Here is a 24,182-nt window from a genome sequence, read left to right on the forward strand (position 1 = left end):
TCGGGTCACAGCGCGAAGGATTCGGTGGACGAGGCGGCCGGGTCGCCGGGGCGCACGTGCAGTTCCCCGCGATCCGGGCGGAGCACCACCGCGGCGACGGTCCGGTCGCGGCGGATGTCACCGTCACCCGCGACGCGCAACGGTTCGCGGGCCAGCAACGCGAAATGGTCCTCTGTGGACGCTCGCGCCGGCAGTCCGGCGAGCCGATCGACGCAGGTTTCGAGCCGTCGGACGGAGAAGTTGCGCGCGAAGACGGTCAGCTCGTCCCGCGGGACGAGGTCCGGATGCAGGAAATGGTTGGTGTGCGCCACTTCCGTTCCTTCGCTCACCCGAACGTCGTCGTCGGCGATCTCCACCCACGCGGTCGTTTCCCTGTCGCACAGGGTCAGCGACCGTGAGCTGGCGAGCCGCAGATCACGCACCGCGTCAACGGCTTCGGTGACACTGTCGCAGGTGTCGAGCAGATGCCGGATCGCGAGGTAGGGCGACGGCCCGTGCCGCCATTTCCCCGCCAGCACCAGGTTCAGCCCGACTGCGAGCCCGGCGCTGTTGACCCCGAGATAGCCGAGCAGGCCGCCGAAACTGAGCACCAGCGACCGCCGCGGTCCCGCCCGGACGTCGAGTACCGCGATGTGGTCGTCGAGATCGCCGTTGAGGTCGACCGTCTGCGCGAGCACCGGTTCGGATCCTGTCCGGGCGTACGTCGTGCAGTCGCCCATCGTCGGCAGTTTCCGGTAGCCGAGCACCTCACGGCGCATCTGCAGCAGCACCGCTTCGTCGTGGGAGATGCCGGCGCCGTCGGCCAGGCCGCGGATCTCCTCTCCCAGGTCCGGGAGCTGAGCGTCGATCGCGCGGGCGTACTCGGTGAGGTCGGGACGTAACGCGTCGAGGTCCAATGGATCGGGTGAAAGCGCGTTGAGCCGGGCGAACCGGTCGCCGAGGAACGCCCGCAGTTCCCTCCTCAGTGCCTCGCCGTGGGCGCGGCCGCGGGTGCGGGGGTCACCGTGGGCACGGACCAAAGGGACGGTCACGAGCCACGCTCCTTGCCCTTCTTCCCCGCCAGCAGGGTGGCCGCCACCTCGGGCCATTCGGCGCGCAGGACGCTGTAGTAGACGGCGTCGCGGCGCCGATTGCCCGGCATGGGGTTGAAGCTGCGCAGGATGCCTTCCTCGACCGCGCCGATGTTGCGCAGCCCCTGGCGGGCCTGTTTGTTCAGCGCGTCGGTCTTGAACTCGACCCGTTCGGCGCCCAGCCGTTCGAAGGCTTCGCGCATCATGAGGTACTTGGCCCAGTGGTTGACACCCTTGCCGTGGAACTTCGTCCCCAGCCAGGACCAGCCGATCTCGAGCCGCCCCGCGTCCTGGTTGATGCTGCAGAAGCTCATGCTGCCCGCGATCAGCCCGGACGTCCGGTCGGTGATCACGTACACGACCCGGTCGCCGTTGGCCTGGTCGGCGACCGCGGCGTCGAAGAAGGCGTCGAAGTGTTCGTCGGTCTCGATGAGCTGGACGAAGTAGCGCCAAATCGCCGGGTCCAGTGCCTGTGTGCGCAGTGGTTCGCGATCGGTCTCGGCGATCGGCCGCAGCAGCACGTGCTCGTCGGACAGTTCGGTGCGGGCGGCGTCCGCCCAGCGCGGCCCGGTCATTCGGCCACCGCCCCGGCGAGCGCGTCGGTGACGTCGCGGAGCGTCTTCATGGCGGCCACGTCCGGCTCGGTGAACGTCTCCAGCGCGACCCCGGTGTCGTCGCAGGCGGACATCAGGAACATCACCTTCTGCATCGAGGTCAGCCCGTAGCCGTCGGCGAGATCACGGTCCGGGTCGAAGTCGGCGGGTTCGACCGGCTTGCTCAGCACGCGGGACAGGTTGTCCCGCACCGCGTCGTCGATGGTGGACAGGTCAGCAGACATGCACGCTCCCTTGGTCGTCGTGGATCTCGTCGTGATAGCGGTCGGCGATACGCGACCGCAGTGGCTTGAACTGCGAGGTGAGCAGTCCGTTGGCGGAGCTGAACGGTTCGGCGGCGACGACCACCTTGCGGATCTGCTCGTCGGCACCGAACGCCGCGTTGGTGCGGGTGAGCTGTTCGGTGATGGCCGCTTCGTCGGCCGGAAGCGAAGCCGGGGACACCACGGCCACCAGATAGCTCTGGGCAGGGCAGAACAGCACGCATTCGGCGATGGCGGGACTGGTGCGCATATGGTCTTCGACCGGGCGCACCACCACCTTCCGGCCGTTCTCGAGCACGATCACGTCGTCGGCCCGCCCCTTGATGTAGAGGAAGCCGTCGTCGTCCACTTCCCCCAGATCGCCAGTGCGAACCAGGTCGGGCTCGGGAAACACCCGTTCGGACGCGCCGGGCGGCGCGAACTCGTATCGGTCGCACACCGGGAACCGGCTGCGGACGCTCACCACGCCGTCGTCGCCGATCAGGACTTCTTTGTGCGGGAGCACCTTTCCGACGCTCCCCTGGCGATGCGCGCCGGGATGGTTCTTGGTCACGACGCAGGTCTCGTTGAGGCCGTAACCTTCGTAGATGGGCAGTCCCGCGTCGGTGAAGAACCGCAGGACGTCTTCGGCCGCCGGCGCGGAACCGGTCCACAGGTAGCGGACGCGGTCACCGAACACTCGGCGAGCACCGTGGGCCAGCGCCTCCGACGACGGGGTCTCCGGGCCCGACCTGGCGACCTGGCGCTCGATGAAGGCCTTGGCGGTGGCGAAGAACCCCGGCACACCCATCACCACAGTGGGCGCGACCCTGCGCAGCGTGGGGAAAGCGGCCTCGTAGGTGCTCAGAGTGACGTCGTGTCCGTAACGGAACGCCGAGTAGACCCAGTACCGCTGTTGCAGGACCGCCAACGGAAGGAAGACGAACAGATCGTCGTCCGCGCCATGCCGGAAGATCTCCTGCACGGCGGCGATACCGGCGTCGATGCTGCCGACCGACGCGGTCATGCCCTTGGGCTCGCCGGTGCTGCCCGACGTGAGCTTCAGGGTCGTGACGTCCTCCGGCACGTAGCGCACCGGTTCGGGCGCGACGGCGTCGCGGTCCGCGGCCAAGGCCCGGACGTCCGTCAGCGGATGGACCCGGTCGCCATCCGCGTCGGCGAAGAGCACCGTCAGGCCGTACCGGACGGCCAGTACGGGATCGGCGTCGAACTTCGCCGGATCGAACCCCACGGTCACCGCGCCGACGCGCAGGGCCGCGAGGTCCAGCAGTACCCACTCCAGGCAGTTGGGCGCGAGCACGCCGACACGGTCGCCGCGCCGGACACCGAGGTCGGCGAGGGCGCGGGCGACCCTGCCCGCCATCTCGTACACCTCCCGCAGCTCGAACTCCTCGGTCCTGTCGAGCCGCGCGACCCGCAATCGGTGACCGGGTTCGGGCGGGGCCGCGATGATGGCGTTCAGCAGCCCGTCCGGGATCCTCGTTCCGGGGGTGGTCATCAGCGGTCCCCCTTCTTCCTCGGAGCGGCGGCGATCATCGCGGCCATGCGGCGCACGGTGTCCAGTTCGGGCAACCGGTCCAAGGTGAAGCCGACACCGAACCGTTTCCGGACACCGGCGAGGATCCGGGCCGCGACCAGCGAGTCGCCGCCGAGGTCGAACAGGGTCGTGGTGGCGGCCGGCACGTCTGCTTTGAGCACCTTCGCCCACAAGAGCGCGACCTCGTGCTCCAGTTCGGTGTCCGGTGGCGCCTCGGCGGCGGCCGCCTGGCCGGGCTGGTGTTCCTGCAGCTTCGCGCGGTCGACCTTTCCGTTGCGCGTCAAGGGAAACGTGTCATGCCAATAGACTCCGGAGGGAACCATGTACTGCGGCAGCACCTCGCGCAGCCGCGCACCGAGGTCGCGGGCGGTAGGCCGCTCGTCCCCGGCGGGCACGAGATGCGCGACAAGGCGGTCTCCCCGCCCGGCGGACTCGCGGGCCACCACGGCGCGGCGGACCTCCTCCAGTGCGACCAGCCGGGTCTCGACCTCGCCCGCTTCGATGCGGTAGCCGTTGACCTTGATCTGGAAGTCCGTGCGGCCGAGGATCTCGATCTCGCCGGTGGGCAGCCAGCGCCCCAGGTCACCGGTGCGGTAGATCCGTTCGCCGCGGACGGGGTCGTCGGCGAACCGCTCGGCGGTCCGCTCCTCGTCGTTCCAGTAGCCGCGCGCCAGGCCGGTGCCCGCCGCGCAGATCTCGCCGGTGACCCAGTCCGGCAGGTCACGGCCCGCCGCGTCGAGCACGTAGGCCCGGTTGTTGGCGTTGGGCCTGCCGTAGGGGATCGACTCCGAGCCGTCCTCGTGAATGCCGACCGGATGCGAGATGTTCCAGATGGTCGTCTCGGTCGGCCCGCCGAGCGAGATCACATCCACACCGGGGCACACCGCCCGCAGCGCGGCCGGGAGCGCGGGGGGCAGCCGGTCGCCGCTCATCATGACCAGCCGCAGCGTCTTCAGTGCCTCGGCGCCGCCGGCCTCGGCCTGTTCGAGCAGCAGCCCGGCGATGGCGGGGACGGAATTCCACACGGTCACGCCCGTCCGGCCGCACAACCGCAGCCAGTGCCCCGGATCGGCCGCCTGATCGGCGTCCGGCAGCACGACGGCCGCCCCCGCCGACAGCGCGCCGAACACGTCGTAGACCGACAAGTCGAACGAGAACATGCTGATACCGAAGAACCGGTCACCGGGTCCGACGCCGAACCGGCTGTTGCAGTCGGCGACGACGTTGGCGACCGCGCCGTGGGTGACCATGACGCCCTTGGGCCTGCCGGTGGTGCCGGAGGTGTAGAGCACGTAGGCCAGGTCGTCCGGATGGGCGTCGGGCAGGGGCTCCACGGGCCGCACCGACTCCGCGGGACGGGTGAGGTCCAGGTCCAGCACGGCGCGCTCGTCATCGGTGTGGCCGGCGTTGGTGAGGACGAACCTGGTACCACCGTCGGCGAGCATGAGCGCACGTCGTTCCCGGGGCAGCCCGGCGTCGACCGGCAGGTAGGCCCCGCCGGCGAGCACGACGGCGAGGATACCGGCGACATGCTCGGGCCCGCGGGTCATCACCAGCCCGACCGGCTCGTCACGACGTACTCCCCGGTCCCGCAGCCAGCGAGCCGCCCTCTGGACATGGGCGAGCAGCTCGCGATAGCTGATCTCGGCCGTTCCGGTGATCACCGCGGGGGCGTCCGGAGCGGACTCGGCCTGCGCCAGAAAGCGTTGCGGTAGAACAGGGTCGGGGATCTCGGTCGCGGTTTCGTTGACTTCCGCGCGGCGGGCGCGCTGGTCGTCCGGGCGCAGGTCGAAAATCCGCCGTGACCAGGCACCGGGATCGAGCAGTTCACCGAGCAGCCGACGGCACCCGTCGACGACGGCGTCGACCAGTCCTTCGGGGAACAGTTCGTCGACACTGTCGAACTGCACCACGAGCCCGCCGTGCTGCTCGTAGGGTGACACGTCCAGCCACACCTGCGGGGTCTGACTTTCGGTGTACACCTCCGGGCCGAACAACTCCATCGCCGAACCGTCGGCGCCTTCGTAGCCGATGGCGCTGTTGAAGGTGTAGGGCATCCGGGCGTCCGTGCCGCCCCTCCTGGCAAGTTCGCGCAGAACTTCGATGCCGGAGAAGTGCCGGTTGTCCAGCGATTCGCGCAGCGACGCCTGGATCGCGCGGGCCCGGTCGGCGAACCCCGCGCCGGCGTCCGGTTCCACCCGCACCAGCATGGTCTCGCCGAAGTTCCCCAGCGCGGTGTGGATCCGCGGGTGGATCGGCGGCCGGTTGGCCACGGTGGTGTTCAGCGTGAACCGGTCCCCCGCGCCCCAGCAGGCCAGCACTTCGCTGTAGACGGCCAGCAGCAATCCGGACGGTGTCAGACCGTATCCGGCGGCCAGTTTCTTCAGCGAAGTCCATTGTGGACGATCAAGGCGGGCGAACCGCGTGGCGAACCGGGCTTCGGTGATCGATGACGGACTGGTGCGCAGGGGCAGATCCGGATGCGGTGCGAGGTCGTCCAGGCGCGCCAGCCAGTACTCACGGGACCGCTTCGCCGGCGCGCGGCCGCGGGCTCGTTCCTGGGCGGCGACGAAGTCGGCGAACGCCGCTTCCTCCCCCGCCTCCGCCGGCTCGCCCAGGTACTCGGCGTGCCACTGCTGGAAGAACAGGAAGATGCTGATCGCGTCGAGGATCAGGCCGTCGTGGTCGACGTGCAGCAGCATCTCTTCATCGGAGAGCCGGGTGACCGCGACGGCCAGCAACGGCGCTTCGTCGGCGGGCAGGCTGCGGTGGGCTCGCTCGGCACGCACCGCTTCCCGGTGCTCGTCCTGCTCTTGGGCGGGTTTACCGCGCAGGTCGTACCGGGAGATCCGGACGGGCGCTGAACGCTGCTCGATCTGGGTCCCGTCCTCGGTGAACCGAGTGCGCAGGATGCCGTGTCGCGCCACCACCGTGTTCAGCGCGCGTTCCAGCCCGTCGATGTCCCAGCAGCCGGAGATCTCGTGGTAGACGTGACTGGCGGAGCCGATTTCCACCTGCCGGTCGCGGCCGATCAGGTAGCCGCGTTGCAACTCCGTCAGGGGCGCGCCGGGCGGGGTGTCCAGGTACCCGACGAGTTCGGCCTTGTGCGCCTTGACCTTCGCGACCAGATCGGCGTCCATCCGCTCACGCGGGCCCTGCAGTTTCAGGTCGGTCCCCGAGAGGCTCACGCTGAGCCCCCGCGAGTGCAGTTCCCGCACCACCTGGGCGGGGGTCTCCCGTTCGGTCGTCGTCATCGGCCCACCTCCGCGTGCTTGCGCACCACGTCTTCGGGCAGATCCTTCACCAGTGTGTCGGCGAGCCCGGCGACGTCGCCGCCGTTGAGCAGCGTCTCCAGGGGGACGTCGGCGTCCAGCCGGTCGGTCAACTGGTACTGCAGCGCGACGGCCTGCATGGACTGCATGCCCAGCTCGGTCAGGGAAAGATGGGCCACCGGTTCGTCGGCGGGCAGCCGGAGCACCTCGCGGACCACGCCGGACAGCCAGGGCAGCAGCGGTGATTCGTCGGCGCTCTCCCGTTTCGCGCCGAAGAAGACACGCCCGGCGAGGGTGACGGCGGTTCCCGCGGGCACCAGTTCCACGGTGTGCGGCCAGGTGCGGTCCGCGGGCAGCCCCAACGCGTCCGCCAGGAGACTCGCGAACCGCGGCATGACCGGCGTGCCGCAGGTGGCCAGCAACCGGGCGGCGGCCAGTTCCAGCGCGAGGGCGGTGCGTGCCTCGTCGGCCCAGTCCCCGACGTGCGCGGCGGCCGACTCCGTGGCCGCGAACGCGCGGGTGTCCTCGACCAGGCCCAGCAGTTCGGCGGCGGCGGAGTTCAGGGAGAACCCGTCGGCGCCCAGTGACCGGGTCAGCGCGGCGAGCCGCTCGGTGAGCCGGGCCAGGAACGCGGTGTGCTCCGGGGTCCAGACACCGGCGTCGGGAACCTCGCCGCCGTGACCGCGGGCGAGTCGCTCTCCCAGGTCCGAGAGCCAGCCCTGCCATTGGGCTTCGAGCGTGTCCCGGGTGAACGCGTCGAACTCGTCGGGGTCGAAGTTGGTGCGCCTGCCCTCCGGGCGGGTCAGCGCCAGGTAGAGCCGGTACGCGTCCGCGGTCTCCGGGCCGAGCACGTCACGCCCCCAGACCGCGTGACGGCGGCTGGTGGAGAACTTGCTTTCCTGAAGCAGGTAGAACTCGTTGATGTGGTAGTCGATGTCGGGCGCCCAGTCCGGATGCGCCGCCCGGTAGAGCGCGGGCACGACGATCGGGTGGAAGAAACTCCCGTCGGCGCCGAGGAAGTGCACGATCTTCCAGTCTGCGTCCGGCTCGCCTGCCCGCCATTCCTCGCCGATACGCGTCCCGAGCGCGCCGACACCGTGCAGGATGCTGTAGGCGTAGTCGATCCACGACCAGATCACCTGTCCGTCCACCGCGGACTCGGCGGGGGTCAGGCCCCAGTCGGCGGGATGGGTCAGCGGGACTTCGACCAAGCCGCGCGACAGGACCCGTGCGGCCAGTTCCTTCACCGAGGACGGCACCCTGCCCTTGCGGTGGTGGTCACGGACGTGGTCTGCGAGTTCGTGCAGGGCCAGCTGGTAACGGCGCACGGTGCCGCGCCGGGGTGCGGCACCGGACTCGGCCGAGACCGGGTCTCCCAAGTCGGCTACCGAGTTGGGCTCCTTACAGCTCTCGCAGATGTTGCCGCCGGTGGTCTCCCCGCACGACGGGCACCTGCCGCTGACCCCGGATTCGAAGAGGTACCTGCCCGATTCCGGGTCGAACAACGCGTCGGCCTCGGCCAGCCGGACGGGATCGGACGCGACCAGCTTGCCGAAGAAGCCACGCAAGCCGTCCGGATAGGTGTCGTCGGCACTGGTCGCGGTGAACTGGTGGACCTCGATGTCCATGGCCGCGAGGGTCTCGCGGATCCGCCCGCTGTAGTGCGCCGCGGTGTCCAGAGGAGAGCGGCCTTCCTTGGCACCGGCCGTCTCGACGTAGTTCTGGTAGTCGTCGCTGCCGCAGAGGTGCCAGGCCAGCACGCCGTTCATCCGCTGGAACCGGGTGTAGGCGTCCGCGGCGAAGAACGGCCCGGCCAGATGTCCCAGATGCAGGTCGCCGTTGGGGGTGGGCGCGGACGAGAACACGAAGACCGGGCGCTCCCCGAAGCGGCGGCGCACCGAACGCCCGGCGGCGGCGGTCGCACGGGCGGTGTCACGCCAGAAGAACGAGGCCAGCACGAGATCGGCTTCGCCGGTGTTGGTGACGTAGTGGGTTTCGAACGGGTCGAAGCGCACGACGGCTCCGGCCTCGATCCGGTGTTCGGCACCGTCGACGACGAGGTCGCCTCCGCCGGCGACCAGTACCCATACCTCGGTCTCGTCGTGTTGATGGGTCAGCGACCGCACGCCGGGGGCCACCCTGCCCCAGGACGCGCCCACGCCCAGGTCACCGGCGGCGCCCGGATCCAGTGCGGCGACGTCGATGCCGAACGCGCGGCTCAGTCCTTCGCCGGTGAACGTACTGATGTCCACGATCAACTTCCTCCCGATTCGAGCAGGTCGGCGGCATGTGCGGCGATGGCGGGCGCGAGCCGGTAGCCGGAGCCGTTCGCCGCGCCGGCGAACACGATCCGCCCGTTGCCGAGTGCACGTACCAAGGGTTCGCCGGTGCCGCTGTAGGCGTCGCAGAAGACCCGGCCGGAGAGGTGGTCCACCGCCATCCCCGGGGCGTGCCGCCGCAGGATCTCCCGCGCGTCGTCCAGGTGCCGCCCGGTCAGCCCGGCCGAAGGCGCATCCGGATCGACGTCCCATTCCGGACAGGTGTAGCTGAAGAGCCAGTGCCCGCGGCCGGGCAACGGCAGCAGGAAGGCGTCCTCTCGTTCGAAGATCACCGCCGCGTCGGCCGGACCCGGCCGCCCTCCGACGTGCAGTGCGACGATCTTCTTCACCCTGGCCGCCAAGGGAGCGACCAGGGATCGCCACGCGGGAGCCCCCAGCCACGGGCCGGGCGCGAGCACTACCCGGCCCACGGTCAGTTCCTCACCGGTGCCCAGCCGCAGCCCAACCCCGTCCACGTCCTCGGACACCGCCTCGACCCGGACGGCCTCGCGGACTTCGACCTCGGTACGCAGGCCGGCGGTGACGGCACGGGTCACGGCGGCCACGTCGGCGTACTGGGCGCCCTGGACGGACCAGGCGACCGACCCCGCCGGCGGGCGCACCCCGTCCGGCAGGTCCTCGGCGGCGGTGAGGCCGGCTTCGGGCAGGTAGTCCGAGCGCAGACGCGGCTCGTCGGCGACGGTGCCCACCACGCGCATGGCCACGGGATGGATGGGCAGTCCGGGGTGGCTCCGGAGCAACTCGGTGTAGTACCGCTGGCTGAAGCGAGCCATCTCGCGCACCGCCGGGGTGGCGCCACGCGGGGTGTGCAACCCCGCCGACCGCAGCGAGGCGCCGCCGCCGACCAGATCCCGGTCGATCAGCAGTACCGACGCCTCCGGTGCCCGGCGGGCCACCTCGCGGGCGGTGAGGCAGCCGATGATGCCCCCGCCGAGCACGGCGATGTCCGCCCGGGCCGGGGCACTCCGCGGCGGGACGCCGGAGATCCCGGGTGTCGTCGCCGCCCTCACGCCTGGTCCAGCAGGTCGGTGGTGTGTTTGCCCGCCCAGTCGATGAACGGTTCCAGCTGTTCGTTGGAGTGCACCCCGAGCAGCCGGTCCCTGATCCGCTGACTGCGCCAGGCGACCAGGCTCAGGTTCGGGTCGGCCAGCCCGCGTTGGTCGCGGACCCCGTTCTGCAGAAACACGGAACGGTCGCGGGGGCCGTCCCAGCGGATCGCGAAGTCCTTGTCCACGTCGTACTCCTCGCCTTCGCGGGCGAGCTTGTCCTCCAACGGCGACAGGAAGTCCGCCGTCGCCGGGCGGTAGCCGGTGGCCCAGACGACGAAGTCGGACTCCACGTGCTCGATCAGGCCGGGGTCGTCGTTTCCCTCGACGGTCAGATCCCACGCGTCGTGCTCGGCCGTCACACCGGTGACGGTCCGGTTGGGCAAGAGAGCGAAGAGGTCGTCGGCACCGTCGACGAAGCGGCGCGCGTAGCAACGCTGGTAGATCTCCCGCAGGGTGGATTCGGAAATCCCGTCGCTGGTCAGCACGTTCTGCGCGTTGAGCGCCACCCGGGCGGACCGGTCGAGGTCGAAGAAGTAGTCGGAATAGCTGGGGACGAAATACTCGTTCGTGAACGGCGTGTCGTCGATCGGGAAGTAGTTGTGCCGCCGCGAAATCCAGATGACGCGGCGGGGAAGTCGTTCGTTCGGGCGGGAAATCAGGTCGAGGAAGACTTCGGCGCCGGACTGCCCGCCTCCGACCACCGCGACCCGTTTGCCCGCGAAGTCCCGATCGTGCGAGACGAAATCGCTCACGTGGAACTGCGATCCGCCCAGTTTTCCGCGAACCGGTTCGGGCACCCACGGCCGGGTGCCGATCCCCACCACGACATTGTCCGCCGTGGCCGTCCGTTTACTGGTGCGCACGACGAAGGACGTCCCGTCGAAATCGACTTCACGGACTTCTTCACCGAAGCGGACATTCGTGTTGGTCTGACTCGCCCATTCGAGGTAGTTGCGGAACTCCTGTCGTGGCACAGCGTCGAACTGGGCGTTGATGAAGTGGTAGATCCTGCCCTGATCATGCAGATAGGACAGGAAGGAGAACCGGTTGGTCGGTTCGGACAGCGTGACCAGGTCCTTCAACAACGACACCTGCAGCGTCGCCCCCGGTATCTGCTGTCCGTCGTGCCAGCCGAACCGTTCTTCCCTGTCCAGGAAGAGGTTGGCGACCTCGTTCCTGTCGTGCAGCAGGGATGCCAGGCTGAGATTGGCGGGCCCCACGCCGACTCCGAGGCACTTGTAGTGGGCGATGTCATGTCGTCGCTGTCGCGGCAACGGAGCGTTCACCACTCGCCTCTCCCCTCGTAGCCGGTAGCCGGCCGCCGCCTTGCGGTCGGCTCGTTCTTCTCGCACATCAGGATCCCTTCCCGTACCTCCGCCACCTGCCACGGCCATGATCACCCCAGGGCGAATCACCCGACGGACGATCGATGCCCGCCAGTGCGATTAATCAGGACTTCAACTCGAGGACACGACGAATTCGCCCTTTGCATGAAATCCAGCTGAATACGCTCACTCGATCGGCACACCCCAGGTCCCACCGTCACGATTAATCCATCGAGAATCAGGACCGAACACCAGCAGGACCGGGCGCGCACATCCATTCGACGCCTTCTCCGGTGCCCCCATCGACGCTAGCACGCGATTCACCGACACCGCACGTCAAACCGTGATTTTCCTTTATCTCGCAACGAAAACCCGCGGAAACGCTCCCCAACTGCACCGTCCGCCCTCTTCCACGCCGCCACATGGCCGACGATCACCGCGCCCATTCCGACCACTGTCCGTCCTTTTTGGACAAAGGCCGAAACGCCTCACCCGGCATTCGTCTTGCGCCGAACGTGTGAATATACTTTCCCGGGTTGTCAGTTCCTCACGACCTGACAAGCTGGACCGGTGAGGAAACCGGAGGAGTTCATCGATAGCCTGACAGACAACCGGATGACGACAATCACGGGACTATCACCGTCCGACCGGGCGGACGCGCTCCGCCAGGCGATCCGAGCCGCGGAAGACAACACCTCCGACATCACGGTGATCACGGCCGGTCATCTCCCGGACACGTTTCCGCAGGCCGCCGCCGCGGCGCTGAACGTCGTGGAACGACCCGCCGATCCCCTGTCCGACGCGCTGCGCGCGCGGCTGCGGCAGGGCAGCCCCTTGCTCGTCGTCCGAGGTGGCCGGCACCGGAACACGGACATCGCCGGAGCGATCGCCGACCTTCTCCGTCATTGCCCGGGCTTGACCGTGCTCGCCGAGGCCCCGGCCCCGCTCGGCGTGCCCGGAGAGCGAGTCATGGCCCTGCCCGCGGCGCACGCTCCTTTCGACGCGGAGAAGGTCGCGGATGCGGCGAGGTTCTCCCTCCACAGCCGTACTTTCGACACCCGGATGGCCGCTGCGCTCGCCGGCATCACCCCCGAAGACGCCGAGACCATTCTGACCCGGCTCACGGCGGAAGGCCTGGTCCAGCGGGATGAGGACGGCTGGCGTCTCCCACCGGACGTCGTCGAACTCGTCCCTCTGCCGGAAAGCGACGCCATAGAACGGCGCGTCCGCTGGGCTTCCAGGGAAGCCGCCGAGCTCCGCACCCTCGTCGAAACCGGCGGCGCCTGGCGTGATCGCTTCGACTTCGTCGCCGACGACCTCCGGGCCACGGTGCGCGACCGGACCGGCGCGGACCCGGACGTCCGTCAGCACGACATCGCCCGCACACTGGCCGGACTTCTCTACGCACGGCAACTGCTCGCCGAAGCGCGCACCACCTTCGAACTCGCGGCGACGCTGGCCCCCGACGACCGCACCGCGGCCCGTGACCTGCGCTCGGCCGCCGACGTCGCCATGGCCGAGCACCGGGGCGAGCCGGCGTTCGCGCTGCTCCAGCAGGCAGCGGAACGCGCGGAACGGGGCGGCGACCAGGCGGGGGCGGCGATCGCACTCGCGTACGCGGTCTGCGTCGGGAACCGGTTTCCCGCCACGTTCACCGAACTGGTCCCGCATGAACGACTGGTCGAGCTGATGATCGAGGCCGAACGAGTCGCGCCGGAGCATGATCCGGTCGCCGAGGCCTATCTCGCGGCCGCGCGGGCCTGGAACGCCACCGGCGAAAAGACCACACCCGACCTGGACCTGACCTCGATCGCCTTGGACGCCGCGCGCGTCACCGATCAGCCGGTGCTGATCTCGGCCGCGCTGGACGCGGTGGCCAGTGCGGACGGAGCCGCCGGCCGCTTCGCCCGCGCGCACCGTTCGTGCGGGGAACGGCTGTCACTTCTGGAAAAGCTTCCCAGACACGAGCCGAACATCGGCGTCGAGATCGTCGACACGCTGCACGTGGTGCCGCTGGTCGCGCTCGCGGCCGGGAGACTTCCGGAGGCGGTGATCGCGGCCGAGGCGTCCTGGAAGGACCCCTTTCGAGGTCTCTACATGCGGGCAGCCAAGTTCGTCGTCCCGCTGCTCCTCAGCGGCTACCTCGACAAAGCTCTGGAGTACGCGGAGATCTCCTGGGACGCCTGGCAGCGCATCGGCAGCCCACCGGCGCGCTGGATGGCCCCCGCCGCCCTCGCGGCGGGTATGGCGCACGCCCTCCGCGGAAACGTCCCCGAGTACGACGCTTGGGCCGCGCGGGCGCTGAACTTGTCGGAACCCGGCGTGCACAGCGGACTCAGGGAAAGTTTCGAGGCCTTCGTCCTCCCCCGGGTCGCTTTGCACCAGGGCGATGTCGAAATCGCGATGTCCATGTCGCTGATACCGAAGAGCGGCTGGTATGACAGCACCCACCAGTTCTACGACGCCTATGCCTGGGCCGTGGCCGCGGAGACCGCGGTCGTCGCGGGCGATCCCCGGGCTGAGGAGCTGCTGGCAGCCGCGGAACCCGCCGCGGCGGAGAACCTCTGGGCGGCGGCGTGTCTCGCCCGCGCTCGCGGCAGAATGCACGACGACCGCGCGGCGCTGGAGGATGCCGTCATCGGCTGGCGAGCGATCGGTGCCCGTTTCGAACTGGCCTGCACCCTCGGCCTGCTCCCGGATCGGCGGGACGAGGCCGCCTCGCGGCTGGCCGCGCTGGGCTGCCGACTCCCCGTCTCGCCGTTATGATCGAGAACCGGGCCACGAGCGCGGCCGGAGCCGAGGCGCCGGAGCGCGACGAGAAACGACGGCCCCGGAAGGGCACGAGGGGACCGAAGCCGGACGTGGCCATCACACGCCAGGAAACCGACTATCGAGCGCTCGCCGCGGCAGGCGTCACGATCGTTCTGTGGGCATCGGCGTTCGTGGTGATCCGGGACGCCGGAGAACACATCTCCGCGGGAGCGCTCGCGTTGGGCAGGCTCGCGACCGGGGCGCTGATGCTGGGCGCGTTCCTGGTGATACGCAAGCAAGGCATTCCTCCCAAAGCGGCATGGCCGGGAATTCTGGTCTCGGGTGTGGCGTGGTTCGGCGTGTACATGGTCGCGCTCAACGCCGGTGAACAACGCATCGACGCGGGTACCGCCTCACTCGTGATCAACCTGGGTCCGATCCTGATGGCGGCGCTGGGAGGCTGGCTGCTCAAAGAGGGTTTCCCACCGCAGCTGATGGTCGGCCTGACCTTGGGTTTCGCCGGCGCGGCCCTGGTCGGCTTCGCCTCGTCCGATGGGGGAAGCGCCAGCCTGATCGGCGTGCTTCTGTGCGCCGTCGCCGCGGCGGGGAGCGCCATCGGCGTGATCGCCCAGAAGCCGGCGCTGCGGCACGCGACGGCCTTGCAGGTGACGGCCTTCGGCAACGCGATCGGGGCGCTGGTGTGCCTGCCCTTCGCCGGATCGCTGGTCCGGGAAGTGGCGGCGGCTCCCTCGAGCGCCTTGCTGGAGATCGTGTACCTGGGTGTGTTCCCGACCGCTGTGGCCTTCTCCACCTGGGCCTACGCGCTCTCCCGGACAACGGCCGGGAAACTGGGCGCTACCACCTACCTGGTCCCGGTACTGGTGGTCCTCGTGAGCTGGGTCGTGCTCGAAGAGGTCCCTGCGGCGCTGTCGTTCGCCGGTGGCGCGCTGTGCCTGATCGGCGTGGCCGTGTCCCGACGCAGATCCCGAGAAAAGGTGAAGGAAACGTGACTGTGGAAGAGGTTCCTGTCGAAGGCTTCGAGCGGGTCGTCATCGACCGGGACGCGGCCGGCGAAGCGCGCTCGATCGTCGCGGTGCACGACACCCGCCTTGGCCCTGCCCTCGGCGGCGTACGGATGCGCCCGTACCCGAACGAGGACGATGGCCTCTCGGAATGTCTCGCACTCGCCCGTGCGATGACGTTGAAGGCGGCCGCGGCCGGACTGGACCTCGGTGGCGGCTGGAGCATCATCCTCGGGGACACTTCCGACAAGACCCCGGAAAGGCTGCTGGCGCACGGACGGGCGATCGCCACGTTCGAGAGCCGGTTCATCCCCGTGAACGACGTGGGCACCGATCAAGCCGACCTGCGCAAGATAGGCGAGGTGACTTCGCCGGTATGCGCGCAGGACGACCCGTCGCCCTGGACCGCGCTGGGTGTCGCCGCCGGAATCCGGGCCTGCGCCGAGTTTTCCGGCCATACCAGCCTGAAGGGGGCACGAATCGGCGTGCAGGGTGCCGGGCATGTGGGCAGCACGCTGGTACGACTGCTCATCCGGGAAGGCGCGGAGGTCACGGTGAGCGACGTGGACGAGGAACGCGCCGTCTCGCTCGCCACCGAGACCGGTGCGACGGTGGTCGACCCCGACACCTTGCCCACGAGCGAACTGGATGTCTTCGCGCCTTGCGCGCTGGGCGGAGTGATCACACCTGACGTGGTGCCCGCGCTTCGTTGCAAGATCATCGCCGGTGGCGCCAACAACGTCCTGGCCACCCCGGAACTCGCGGACGAACTGCGGAACCGGCACATCATCTACGCACCGGATTTCTGTGTGAACTCAGGCGGCGTGATCTTCCTTCAGTCCCAGCTCCGAGGCCACAGTGAGGAAACGGCACGCAACCAGGTTCAGGGAGTCGGCAAGACGATCTCGGAGCTGCTCGCGCGCGCGAAAAGCGACAGGGTCACGACGAACCAGGCAGCGAACGATCTCGCTCAAACGCGACTCAACGCTGCCTGACCACTTACCGACCAGATCGGGCCAGGTCGTACTGACCCACTGAGCGAGCGTCGGCCGCGTTGGAGACGGTTCCATGCGTTCGCCCGTGGCGATGGTGATCCGTCCGCCCGGACGATGACCGGCACCCCTGCCCGTCCAGCCGGCGGCGACCGGGACGCACCCCAGTGCGCAACAACTCGTCGCGGCCCCGGAGACACCCCTCCGACCCGGCTCAGTACCCGGTCGGGCATCCCCGCCCTCCCTGCGAGCCCGGGTGGACAGCAAACGGTGTCCACGCTGCGCCTCCGTCAGCGCAGTGCCCGCACGACGGACGCGGACAGCCTCCGTAGGCTCCCGTCGTCGAGAACGGTCGCTCGGACCGCCGGAAGTCCGCGAATTGTCGGACCCCCTCGTTAGCGTCAGCCGGCATGGACAGCACGCCGTTCCAAGCCCGCATCCCGGAAGCCGATCTCGAAGACCTCCGTGATCGGCTCAGCCGTGCCCGCTGGCCCGAAGACGAGACAGTCGATGACTGGTCACAAGGTGTGCCCGCCGCCTACCTGCGCGAACTGTGCTCGTACTGGGCCGAGCACTACGACTGGCGGGCCGCGGAATCCCGGCTCAACGCGATCCCCCAGTCCAGGACCGAGATCGACGGACTCGGCATCCACTATCTGCACGTCCGATCCCCGCATCCCGGCGCGCTGCCGCTGATCCTCACCCATGGGTGGCCCGGTTCGGTCTTCGAGTTCCTCGACGTACTCGGCCCCCTCACCGATCCGGTCGCCCACGGCGGTGACGCGGCGGACGCCTTCCACGTCGTCGTCCCTTCCTTGCCCGGGTACGGCTTCAGTGACAAACCCGCGCGGGCGGGCTGGTCGATCCAGCGCATAGCCGACGCATGGATCCGCCTCATGGAGGGCCTGGGATACGAGCGCTACGGCGCCCAGGGCGGCGATTGGGGCACCAGCATCACCACGCTCATGGGCCGGACAGCACCCGACCGGCTGGCCGGGATCCACCTCAACCCACCACTGGCGGCGCCGGACCCGGCGACCTTCGACGACCTGACCGAATCCGAACGGAAGTCGCTCGCCGACCTCGAAAGGGCCAAGGCAGACGGTTCGGGTTACGCGATCCAGCAGGCGACGAGACCGCAGACGATCGGCTACGCGCTGGCCGACTCGCCGGTCGCGCTGTGCGCGTGGATCGTCGAGAAGTTCCAGGCGTGGACCGATTGCGGCGGTCATCCGGAGAACGCGCTGAGCCGCGACGCGATGCTCGACGACATCACGCTCTACTGGCTGACGGGCACCGGCGCCTCGTCCGCCCGGCTGTACTGGGAGTGTTTCGCCGAGGTGTCGAGCTGGTTCGCCGAGTCCACTGTGGACACGATCACCGTGCCGACCGGCTGTTCCGTCTTCCCGCGCGAGACCCCGCGCCCGTCCCGCCGCTGGGCGGAGCGCCGCTTCACCGACATCCGGTACTGGAACGAGCTAGACCGGGGCGGTCACTTCGCGGCCTTCGAGCAGCCCGGCGTGTTCACCGAGGAGGTGCGGTCGTTCTTCCGGCTCGTGCGATGACCGCTTGACCGTGACACCGTGTCAGGCTGTGCGCTGGGAGGCGTCATGTTCAGTATCGGAGATTTCGCGAAGCACGGCCGGGTGTCGGTCCGGATGCTGCGTCACTACGACGCCATCGGGCTACTGCGTCCCGCCCACGTCGACCCGTTCAGCGGCTACCGGTCCTACGCCGGCGAGCAGCTGGCCCGGCTCAACCGGGTGATCGCGCTCAAGGACCTCGGCTTCACCCTCACCCAGGTGCAGGAGATCCTCGACGCGGAGATCGGCGCGGACGAACTGCGCGGCATGCTGAGACTGCGGCGTGCCGAACTCGAAGCGGCCATCGAGGCCGACGAGGCCCGGCTCAAGGCCGTCGAAGCGAGACTCCGGTCGATCGAGAGCGAGGGAACCATGCCTTCCGAAGACGTCGTCGTCAAAAGCCTGCCCGCGGTGCGTGTCGCCGAGCTGACCGGGACGGCGAGCGGTTACGTGAACGACGAGATCGGGCCGGTCGTACAGCGGTTGTACAAGGAACTGTTCGGAGCGCTCGGCCCGATCACGCCGTCCGGACCGCTCGTCGCCTACTACGAAGACGACGCCGACGGCGAACGAGTCCTGGTCCACGCCGCGGCCCCGATCTCGGCCGAAACCGACGGCACCGAAGGATTCTCGACGGTCCGCCTCGCCGAAGTCGCGACCGCTGCGACGATCCTGCACCGAGGTTCGATGGCGACCGTGCTCTCCAGCTACCAGGCACTGGCGAAGTGGGTCGACGCCCACGGGTACCGCGCGAGCGGCCCGGCGCGGGAGTTCTACCTCGAGTGCCCGGAGGACGGGGACAAGTGGGTCACCGAGCTACAGCAGCCGATCACCAAGGCCTGACGCTCACGTGGGTCGTGAGTGGCGATTCGGGTTCTAACGACCCAAAACACTCACGAGGGGACCTGGACCAGCCTTAACGTGCCGTTGCCGGCGTTCTGGTGTCCGTGAAGGCCTCCTTCCCTACCTTGAGCGTAGGGAAGGAGGCCTTCACGGACCCGCGATCGACCGGCAGCCACCTCCGGTAGGTACGCAAGACACCGTTGGCTCTAGCCCGAATCGCCACTCACGACCCCACCGCGGTTGCCCAGGAAGCCGATCACAGCGGAACGGAACTCGTCCGGCGCCTCCAGCCACGGCACGTGCCCGACGTCCTCGATCCGCACCCGCCTCACCAACGGCAGGGCCTGCTCCAACGAGTCGACGGCCCACCGTGGCCGGTTGTCGGCCATGCCGTCCACGATCAGTGTCGGCACCCGCAGCGACTCGCAGGCCGAGACGAGCTCCGACTCCGGCACGGCCCGCATCTCCTCACTGAGCGCCGTGTTCGCCTCGTAGTTGACCGGGAACCAGGGTGTCGCCATCGCTTCGGCGTGGCGCGCGCCGTCGGCCACGAAATCGGCCGTCCACTGCCATATCGCGCGTTCGCGACCCTCGCCGCGAGGCTTCTCCCCCACCACTCGCTCGAAGTTCCGCTCGAACTCCGCGCGCCAATCGTGACCGAGGCCGACACCCGACACGTACACGAGCGCGCTCACTCGTTCCGGTCGCGCCTGCGCGTAGAGGAGGCCGAGATGCGCACCCCACGAATGCCCGAGAACCGGGACACGGTCGAGGCCGTGCCACTCGCGGACGGCGTCGACGTCGGCGACCATCCGTTCGAGTGTGTACGGACCGCGCGCTTCCGAACGCCCGGCACCGCGCTGATCCCACCGGATCAACCGGAACCGCGGACCGAGATCGAGAGTGCCGAACATGTCCCACAGACCGGGACCGCCGTGGCAGCACAGGATCGGCTCGCCCCCGCCGGTCGCCGAGGTCCACAGCTCGCAGCCATCGTCGGTGATCACCACGTGATTATCCGATAGTCCGGGCCGCGGTCGTTGGCTATCTTCCGCGAAATGACGATGTACACGCCGCCGCAGCGGACGGCCACCCTCGCCGACGCGCCCGCCATCGCGGCGCTGATGCGGGCCTCGGTGCTGGAGTTGTTCCCCCGGTTCTACGACGAACGGCAGACCGCGAGCGCGGCGGACCACATCGCGCGCCTCGACCTGCGGTTGATCGAAGACGGCACCTACTTCGTGCACGAGGCGGACGGCGAGATCGTCGCCTGCGGAGGCTGGAGCAGGCGCAACAAAACCCACGCGGGCGCCGGCGACGCGTCGGACGACGATCGTCCGCTCGATCCGGCCACCGAACCCGCGCGCGTGCGCGCCATGTTCGTCCGCGGCGACTGGACACGCCGCGGGCTCGGGCGCGCGATCCTCGAGTCCTGTCGTCTCGCCGCGAAGGCCGAGGGCTTCACGTCGCTGACACTGACCGCGACCCTGCCCGGTGTCCCGCTCTACCGGTCGTTCGGCTTCACCGAAGTCGAACGGGTCACCGTCACGACGCCCGACGGCGTCGACGTACCGGGCGCTGTCATGGCCAGGGACATCGACGAACCGGATAGCATCGACAAATGATCTCCGGGACCACCGCACTGTCGTTCGTGTTGATCTGCCTGCTCGGCGCCATGGCACCAGGCCCGGATTTCCTGGTGGTGACCCGCAGCGCGATCCTCGGCGGACGCAAGGCCGGGATCGCCGCCGGACTCGGTATCGCGCTCGGCGTCTTCGTCTGGGTGGTCGCGATCGCGCTCGGGGTCGCGGCGATCCTCACCGCGTCGGCGATCGCCTTCACCGTGGTGAAGCTGATCGGTGCCGGGTACCTGATCTTCCTCGGCGTCAAGGCGTGGCTGGCCGTGCGCCGCGGCGACTACAGCGAACTCAAGGACAGGGTGGCGCCCGTCGTCGCGCCCAAGGAGGCGTTCCGGCAGGGACTGCTCACCAACCTGTTCAACCCGAAGGTCGCGATGTTCTTCCTCGCGCTGATCCCCCAGTTCCTCCCGCATTCGGCCTCGACAGCGCAAACCCTGCAGCTGGCCGTGCTGGCCACCACGGTGGCCGTCGTCTGGACCTTCGTCCTGGCGACGCTGGTCGGTTCGCTGCGGAGGTTCTTCAGCTCCGGCAGGGTGCGCCGCACGATGGACGCGGTGATGGGCACCTTCCTGGTCGGACTCGGCATCCGGGTCGCGGTGCAGAACTGACCGAAGGCGCCCATCACACGACGTCAGAGGGACTCGGCGGCGAGACGCGTACCTTCGACGCGGGCGGTGATCTTGGCGAACGCCGTGTCCCGCGACGTCGAAGTGTCGTCGGCGAACGGTGAGAAACCGCAGTCGTCACAGGTGCCCAACCGGTCCGGCGGGATGTACCGCGCGGCCTGCAGAACCCTGTCCCGGACCTCTTCGGCGGTTTCGACGCGCGGGTCGATCGGGTCGGTCACGCCGACGAAGACCCGCTGCTCCGGGCGAGAGTGCTCGGCTATGACCCGCAGTGCCCGCTCGGGATCCGCCTCGCTGGCCAGCTGGACGTAGACGTTGCCCACGTTCAACCGGAACAACGTCGGCAGCAGCCCGGCGTAGTCGACGTCCAGGCTGTGCACGGAGTCCTGGTCCCCGCCGGGACAGGTGTGCACGCCGATCCTCCTCCGCTCCTCCTCGGAGAACCGGTCCAGTACGGTGTTATTCAAGTCCACAAAGGACTTCAGCAGTCCGCCGGACGGATCGAGCTTCAGCGACAACCGGGCTTCGGTGAAGTCGATCTGGACGCTGTCCGCACCCGCGTCGAGACTGCGGCGGATGTCGGCCTCCGCCTCGTTCACCAGGTCGGCGAGGAACTGTTCTTTGCCATATCCGGCCAATTCTTCACCGGGATGGACGAGACTGATCGCCGAAGCCGCGATCACCGCCTGCTTCACCGGTCGAGTCGCGTACTTCTTGGCTTCGCGCAGATAGGCGTCGGCGTAGGTCTGATAGCGGAACGGTCCGGCGGTCAGCCTGGGAAGCTGCCGGGTGTGCCCGTCGGCGAACGGGATGACGACGCCGTCGGGCGCCAGCGAAGTGAGGCCCGCCAAGGGATACGTGGCGAAACTCGGCTTGCCCTGCTCGCCGTCGGTGATAACCGGCGAGCCGGTCTCTTCCAGCCGTTTGATCGTCTCCACGAGAGCTCGTTCCCGCGACTCGCCGAGTCCGTCGGCGTCGAGCCGTCCGGCCGCGTGCTCACCGAGCGCTTCGATGAGATAGCCGGGACGGGGAATACTGCCGATCGGTTCGGTGGGTATGGTCATCGCTCGCGTCCTCCCAGATGGCACAGCCCGCGGCCGCCCTGGCCACAAGCGTGGAAACTACCGAGCCCTCCCTTCCTTGACGATCTTTCAGCGTGCCGAAACCCCTAATGGCGCAATGGTTAGCTCCTCGAAAGATCTTCGTTCCTCAGCCGTATAGGTCGTTATACAAAGCTCGGCGAAATTCGATGCTTATCCGGCCCTTCTCCTGGGTATTCCGTGGATGTCGACGGCCGGGCGCGCCGAAGGAGAAACCGATGCTGAGCCATCACGATCGGCAAGAACTGGAGAAGATCGAGCGCTGGTTCGAGCTCACCGAGCCGGCTTTGGCCGCCCGGCTCCGGTCCGGCAGGCCCGCCCGGCCCCCTCTGCTCCGGCTGGCTCTCCTTCTCAGCCTCGACATCACCGCGGGGCTGCTGATGCTGCTGGGCATCATCGTGGACAGTCCGACCCTGCTGTTGACCGGGATGATCACCGTGACCGCGGCGGTGATCGTGCACCTGTCCCGGTTCGGGCGTCCCTGATCGTCTTCCCGCCCACCGGTAGAGTCCGGGCGATACGTCCGGTTCACTGGGAGGAAGACGCATGCGGTTCATGATCATCATCAAGGCGGACGAGGATTCCGAAGCCGGGAAGATGCCGCCGATGGAGGCTTTGACCGCCATGGCGAAGTTCAACCAGGAGATGCTCGACGCCGGAGTGCTGCTCGGTGGCGAAGGCCTGCAGGAAAGCTCCAAGGGCGCACGGGTCACGCTGAACGCGGCAGGGGCCACCGTCACCGACGGCCCGTTCACCGAAGCCAAGGAACTCGTCGGCGGCTTCTGGATCGTTGATGTCCCTTCGCGCGCCGAAGCGATCGAGTGGGCGAAGCGCTGCCCCACTCCCCCGACCGGCGACACCGTGCTCGAGGTCCGCAAGATCCTCGAAGCCGAGGACTTCGGCGAGAACTTCACCACCGAGCTGCAGGAGAACGAGCAGCGGATGCGCGACGAGCTCGCCGAACGGGCTTAAGGTCTGTTTCATGGCCGTCCGGGAGCGGGTGCCCTGGGTACTCCACGTCGACCTCGACCAGTTCATCGCGGCGGTCGAGGTCGCCCGGCGGCCTGAGCTGCGCGGTAAGCCCGTCATCGTCGGCGGCACGGGCGATCCGGCGGAACGGGCCGTGGTGGCGACGGCGTCGTACGAAGCTCGGGAGTTCGGCATCCGGTCCGGGATGCCCCTGCGAACCGCCGCGAAACGCTGCCCCGAGGCGATCTTCCTCGCCACGGACGCGCCCGCGTACCAAGAGGTCTCCGATCGGGTGATGGCGACACTGCGGGAATTCCCCGTGGTCGTCGAAGTGCTCGGCTGGGACGAAGCGTTCCTCGGCGTCACCTCTGACGATCCCGAAGCACTCGCCGCCGACATCCGGCGGGAAGTGGCCGAAGAGACCGGGCTTTCCTGCTCCGTCGGCATCGGGGACAACAAGCTGCGTGCCAAACTCGCCACCGGATTCGCCAAACCGGCGGGGGTCTTCCGGCTCGTCCAGGACAACTGGTGGGACGTCATGGCCGAGCGGCCGACGGACGCCCTTTGGGGCATCGGCACCAAGACCACGAAGAAGCTCGCCGAGGCCGGCTATCACACCGTGCTGGAACTGGCCGGCGCCGATGTGGCGGACCTCGCGGCCCGGTTCGGTCCGAAGCTCGGCCCGTGGTATCGGATCCTGGCCGGCGGAATCGGCGACGCCGAGGTCATCGCGACGCCGTACGTCGCGCGATCCCGTAGCCGTGAGACGACTTTTCAACAGAACCTCATCGATCCGGAGGCCATGGCCGCGGAGGTCGTCGCACTGGCGAAACGCGTCTCGCAGGACGTCGCCGAGGAAGGCAGGCCCGCCGCGCGAGTCGCGGTCAAGGTCCGGTTCGCCCCGTTCCAGACCCATACGCACAGCGTGACCCTGCGCGCGCGAACCTCGGATCCCGCCGAAATCGAGAAGGCGGCGCTGGCCGTGCTCGGCATGTTCGACCTCGGCAGACCGGTCCGCCTGCTGGGCGTCCGCGCCGAATTCCTCTCGCCTGCAGAGCGATCCGTGTCGCCTTGACAGCGCTCGCGGCGTTTTGCCATTCTGGTTCCGGGTCGAGAGGCGCTGCGACGGAATTCTTCCGCCACGCTCGGCCCGCTGCGACAGACGTAAGGGCGCCTCCCACTGTGGA

Annotated in this window: 20 protein-coding genes; 10 read left to right on the top strand and 10 right to left on the bottom strand. The window is 68.8% G+C overall.

The features are described 5' to 3' along the window. Nucleotides 1–5: 5 nt before the first annotated feature. The 8 genes from AC069I_RS17660 to AC069I_RS17695 are packed head-to-tail and all read right to left on the bottom strand — an operon-like array spanning nucleotide 6 to nucleotide 11,496. Nucleotides 6–1,031, bottom strand: coding sequence for a C45 family autoproteolytic acyltransferase/hydolase (locus tag AC069I_RS17660; RefSeq protein ID WP_478225990.1), 1,026 nt, complete (start codon nucleotides 1,029–1,031; stop codon nucleotides 6–8). Next, complete coding sequence (locus AC069I_RS17665) at nucleotides 1,028–1,645, bottom strand: GNAT family N-acetyltransferase (protein ID WP_478225989.1); 618 nt, start codon at nucleotides 1,643–1,645, stop codon at nucleotides 1,028–1,030. The genes AC069I_RS17660 and AC069I_RS17665 overlap by 4 nt, the downstream gene beginning before the upstream one ends. Next, nucleotides 1,642–1,908, bottom strand: coding sequence for a phosphopantetheine-binding protein (locus AC069I_RS17670; RefSeq protein WP_478225988.1), 267 nt, complete (start codon nucleotides 1,906–1,908; stop codon nucleotides 1,642–1,644). The genes AC069I_RS17665 and AC069I_RS17670 overlap by 4 nt, the downstream gene beginning before the upstream one ends. Then, nucleotides 1,898–3,445: an AMP-binding protein gene (locus AC069I_RS17675; RefSeq protein ID WP_478265858.1), complete on the bottom strand. Its 1,548-nt coding sequence runs from the start codon at nucleotides 3,443–3,445 to the stop codon at nucleotides 1,898–1,900. Before AC069I_RS17675 ends, AC069I_RS17670 begins: the two co-directional genes overlap by 11 nt. Next, entirely contained in the window at nucleotides 3,445–6,738 is a 3,294-nt protein-coding gene (locus AC069I_RS17680; RefSeq protein ID WP_478265859.1) for a non-ribosomal peptide synthetase, read from the bottom strand. The genes AC069I_RS17675 and AC069I_RS17680 overlap by 1 nt, the downstream gene beginning before the upstream one ends. Then, nucleotides 6,735–9,008 carry a class I tRNA ligase family protein gene (locus AC069I_RS17685; RefSeq protein WP_478225985.1) on the bottom strand — a complete coding sequence of 758 codons (2,274 nt, stop codon included), beginning with the start codon at nucleotides 9,006–9,008 and terminating at the stop codon, nucleotides 6,735–6,737. The genes AC069I_RS17680 and AC069I_RS17685 overlap by 4 nt, the downstream gene beginning before the upstream one ends. A 2-nt stretch (nucleotides 9,009–9,010) precedes the next feature. Beyond that, on the bottom strand, nucleotides 9,011–10,105 hold the full coding sequence (locus tag AC069I_RS17690; protein ID WP_478225984.1) for an NAD(P)/FAD-dependent oxidoreductase: 1,095 nt from the start codon (nucleotides 10,103–10,105) through the stop codon (nucleotides 9,011–9,013). Next, entirely contained in the window at nucleotides 10,102–11,496 is a 1,395-nt protein-coding gene (locus tag AC069I_RS17695) for a lysine N(6)-hydroxylase/L-ornithine N(5)-oxygenase family protein (protein ID WP_478225983.1), read from the bottom strand. The genes AC069I_RS17690 and AC069I_RS17695 overlap by 4 nt, the downstream gene beginning before the upstream one ends. Nucleotides 11,497–12,084: 588 nt before the next feature. Here AC069I_RS17695 and AC069I_RS17700 point away from each other — a divergent pair. From AC069I_RS17700 to AC069I_RS17720, 5 genes are all read left to right on the top strand, one after another. Continuing rightward, entirely contained in the window at nucleotides 12,085–14,235 is a 2,151-nt protein-coding gene (locus AC069I_RS17700; RefSeq protein WP_478265860.1) for a hypothetical protein, read from the top strand. Beyond that, a complete protein-coding gene (locus tag AC069I_RS17705; protein ID WP_478265861.1) occupies nucleotides 14,232–15,230 on the top strand; it encodes a DMT family transporter in 999 nt (332 codons plus the stop codon). Before AC069I_RS17700 ends, AC069I_RS17705 begins: the two co-directional genes overlap by 4 nt. After that, nucleotides 15,227–16,237 carry a Glu/Leu/Phe/Val dehydrogenase family protein gene (locus tag AC069I_RS17710; RefSeq protein ID WP_478225980.1) on the top strand — a complete coding sequence of 337 codons (1,011 nt, stop codon included), beginning with the start codon at nucleotides 15,227–15,229 and terminating at the stop codon, nucleotides 16,235–16,237. Before AC069I_RS17705 ends, AC069I_RS17710 begins: the two co-directional genes overlap by 4 nt. A gap of 407 nt (nucleotides 16,238–16,644) precedes the next feature. After that, the gene (locus AC069I_RS17715) at nucleotides 16,645–17,799 is read left to right on the top strand and encodes an epoxide hydrolase family protein (protein WP_478265862.1); all 1,155 of its coding nucleotides are present in this window, start codon (nucleotides 16,645–16,647) and stop codon (nucleotides 17,797–17,799) included. 45 nt (nucleotides 17,800–17,844) lie between these two features. Then, the gene (locus AC069I_RS17720) at nucleotides 17,845–18,660 is read left to right on the top strand and encodes a MerR family transcriptional regulator (protein ID WP_478265863.1); all 816 of its coding nucleotides are present in this window, start codon (nucleotides 17,845–17,847) and stop codon (nucleotides 18,658–18,660) included. Between the two features lie 206 nt (nucleotides 18,661–18,866). Here AC069I_RS17720 and AC069I_RS17725 read toward each other — a convergent pair whose 3' ends face one another. Then, entirely contained in the window at nucleotides 18,867–19,667 is an 801-nt protein-coding gene (locus tag AC069I_RS17725; RefSeq protein ID WP_478225978.1) for an alpha/beta fold hydrolase, read from the bottom strand. Between the two features lie 51 nt (nucleotides 19,668–19,718). On the opposite strand from AC069I_RS17725, the gene AC069I_RS17730 reads away from it, so the two are divergent. After that, on the top strand, nucleotides 19,719–20,285 hold the full coding sequence (locus tag AC069I_RS17730) for a GNAT family N-acetyltransferase (RefSeq protein ID WP_478265864.1): 567 nt from the start codon (nucleotides 19,719–19,721) through the stop codon (nucleotides 20,283–20,285). Beyond that, on the top strand, nucleotides 20,282–20,908 hold the full coding sequence (locus tag AC069I_RS17735; protein ID WP_125683211.1) for a LysE family translocator: 627 nt from the start codon (nucleotides 20,282–20,284) through the stop codon (nucleotides 20,906–20,908). Before AC069I_RS17730 ends, AC069I_RS17735 begins: the two co-directional genes overlap by 4 nt. 23 nt (nucleotides 20,909–20,931) lie before the next feature. On the opposite strand, the gene AC069I_RS17740 is transcribed toward AC069I_RS17735, so the two are convergent. Continuing rightward, on the bottom strand, nucleotides 20,932–21,990 hold the full coding sequence (locus tag AC069I_RS17740; protein WP_478225975.1) for a cobalamin-independent methionine synthase II family protein: 1,059 nt from the start codon (nucleotides 21,988–21,990) through the stop codon (nucleotides 20,932–20,934). 254 nt (nucleotides 21,991–22,244) lie between these two features. Between AC069I_RS17740 and AC069I_RS17745 the strand changes: the two genes are divergently transcribed. The 3 genes from AC069I_RS17745 (at nucleotide 22,245) to AC069I_RS17755 (ending at nucleotide 24,070) form a co-directional block, all read left to right on the top strand. Further along, on the top strand, nucleotides 22,245–22,511 hold the full coding sequence (locus AC069I_RS17745; protein ID WP_340681494.1) for a DUF3040 domain-containing protein: 267 nt from the start codon (nucleotides 22,245–22,247) through the stop codon (nucleotides 22,509–22,511). Between the two features lie 61 nt (nucleotides 22,512–22,572). Then, nucleotides 22,573–22,998, top strand: a complete 426-nt coding sequence (locus AC069I_RS17750; protein ID WP_478265865.1) for a YciI family protein — start codon at nucleotides 22,573–22,575, stop codon at nucleotides 22,996–22,998. A gap of 10 nt (nucleotides 22,999–23,008) precedes the next feature. After that, complete coding sequence (locus AC069I_RS17755; protein ID WP_478225973.1) at nucleotides 23,009–24,070, top strand: DNA polymerase IV; 1,062 nt, start codon at nucleotides 23,009–23,011, stop codon at nucleotides 24,068–24,070. Nucleotides 24,071–24,182 lie beyond the last annotated feature (112 nt).

The sequence above is a fragment of the Amycolatopsis sp. NPDC043885 genome (assembly GCF_056435685.1).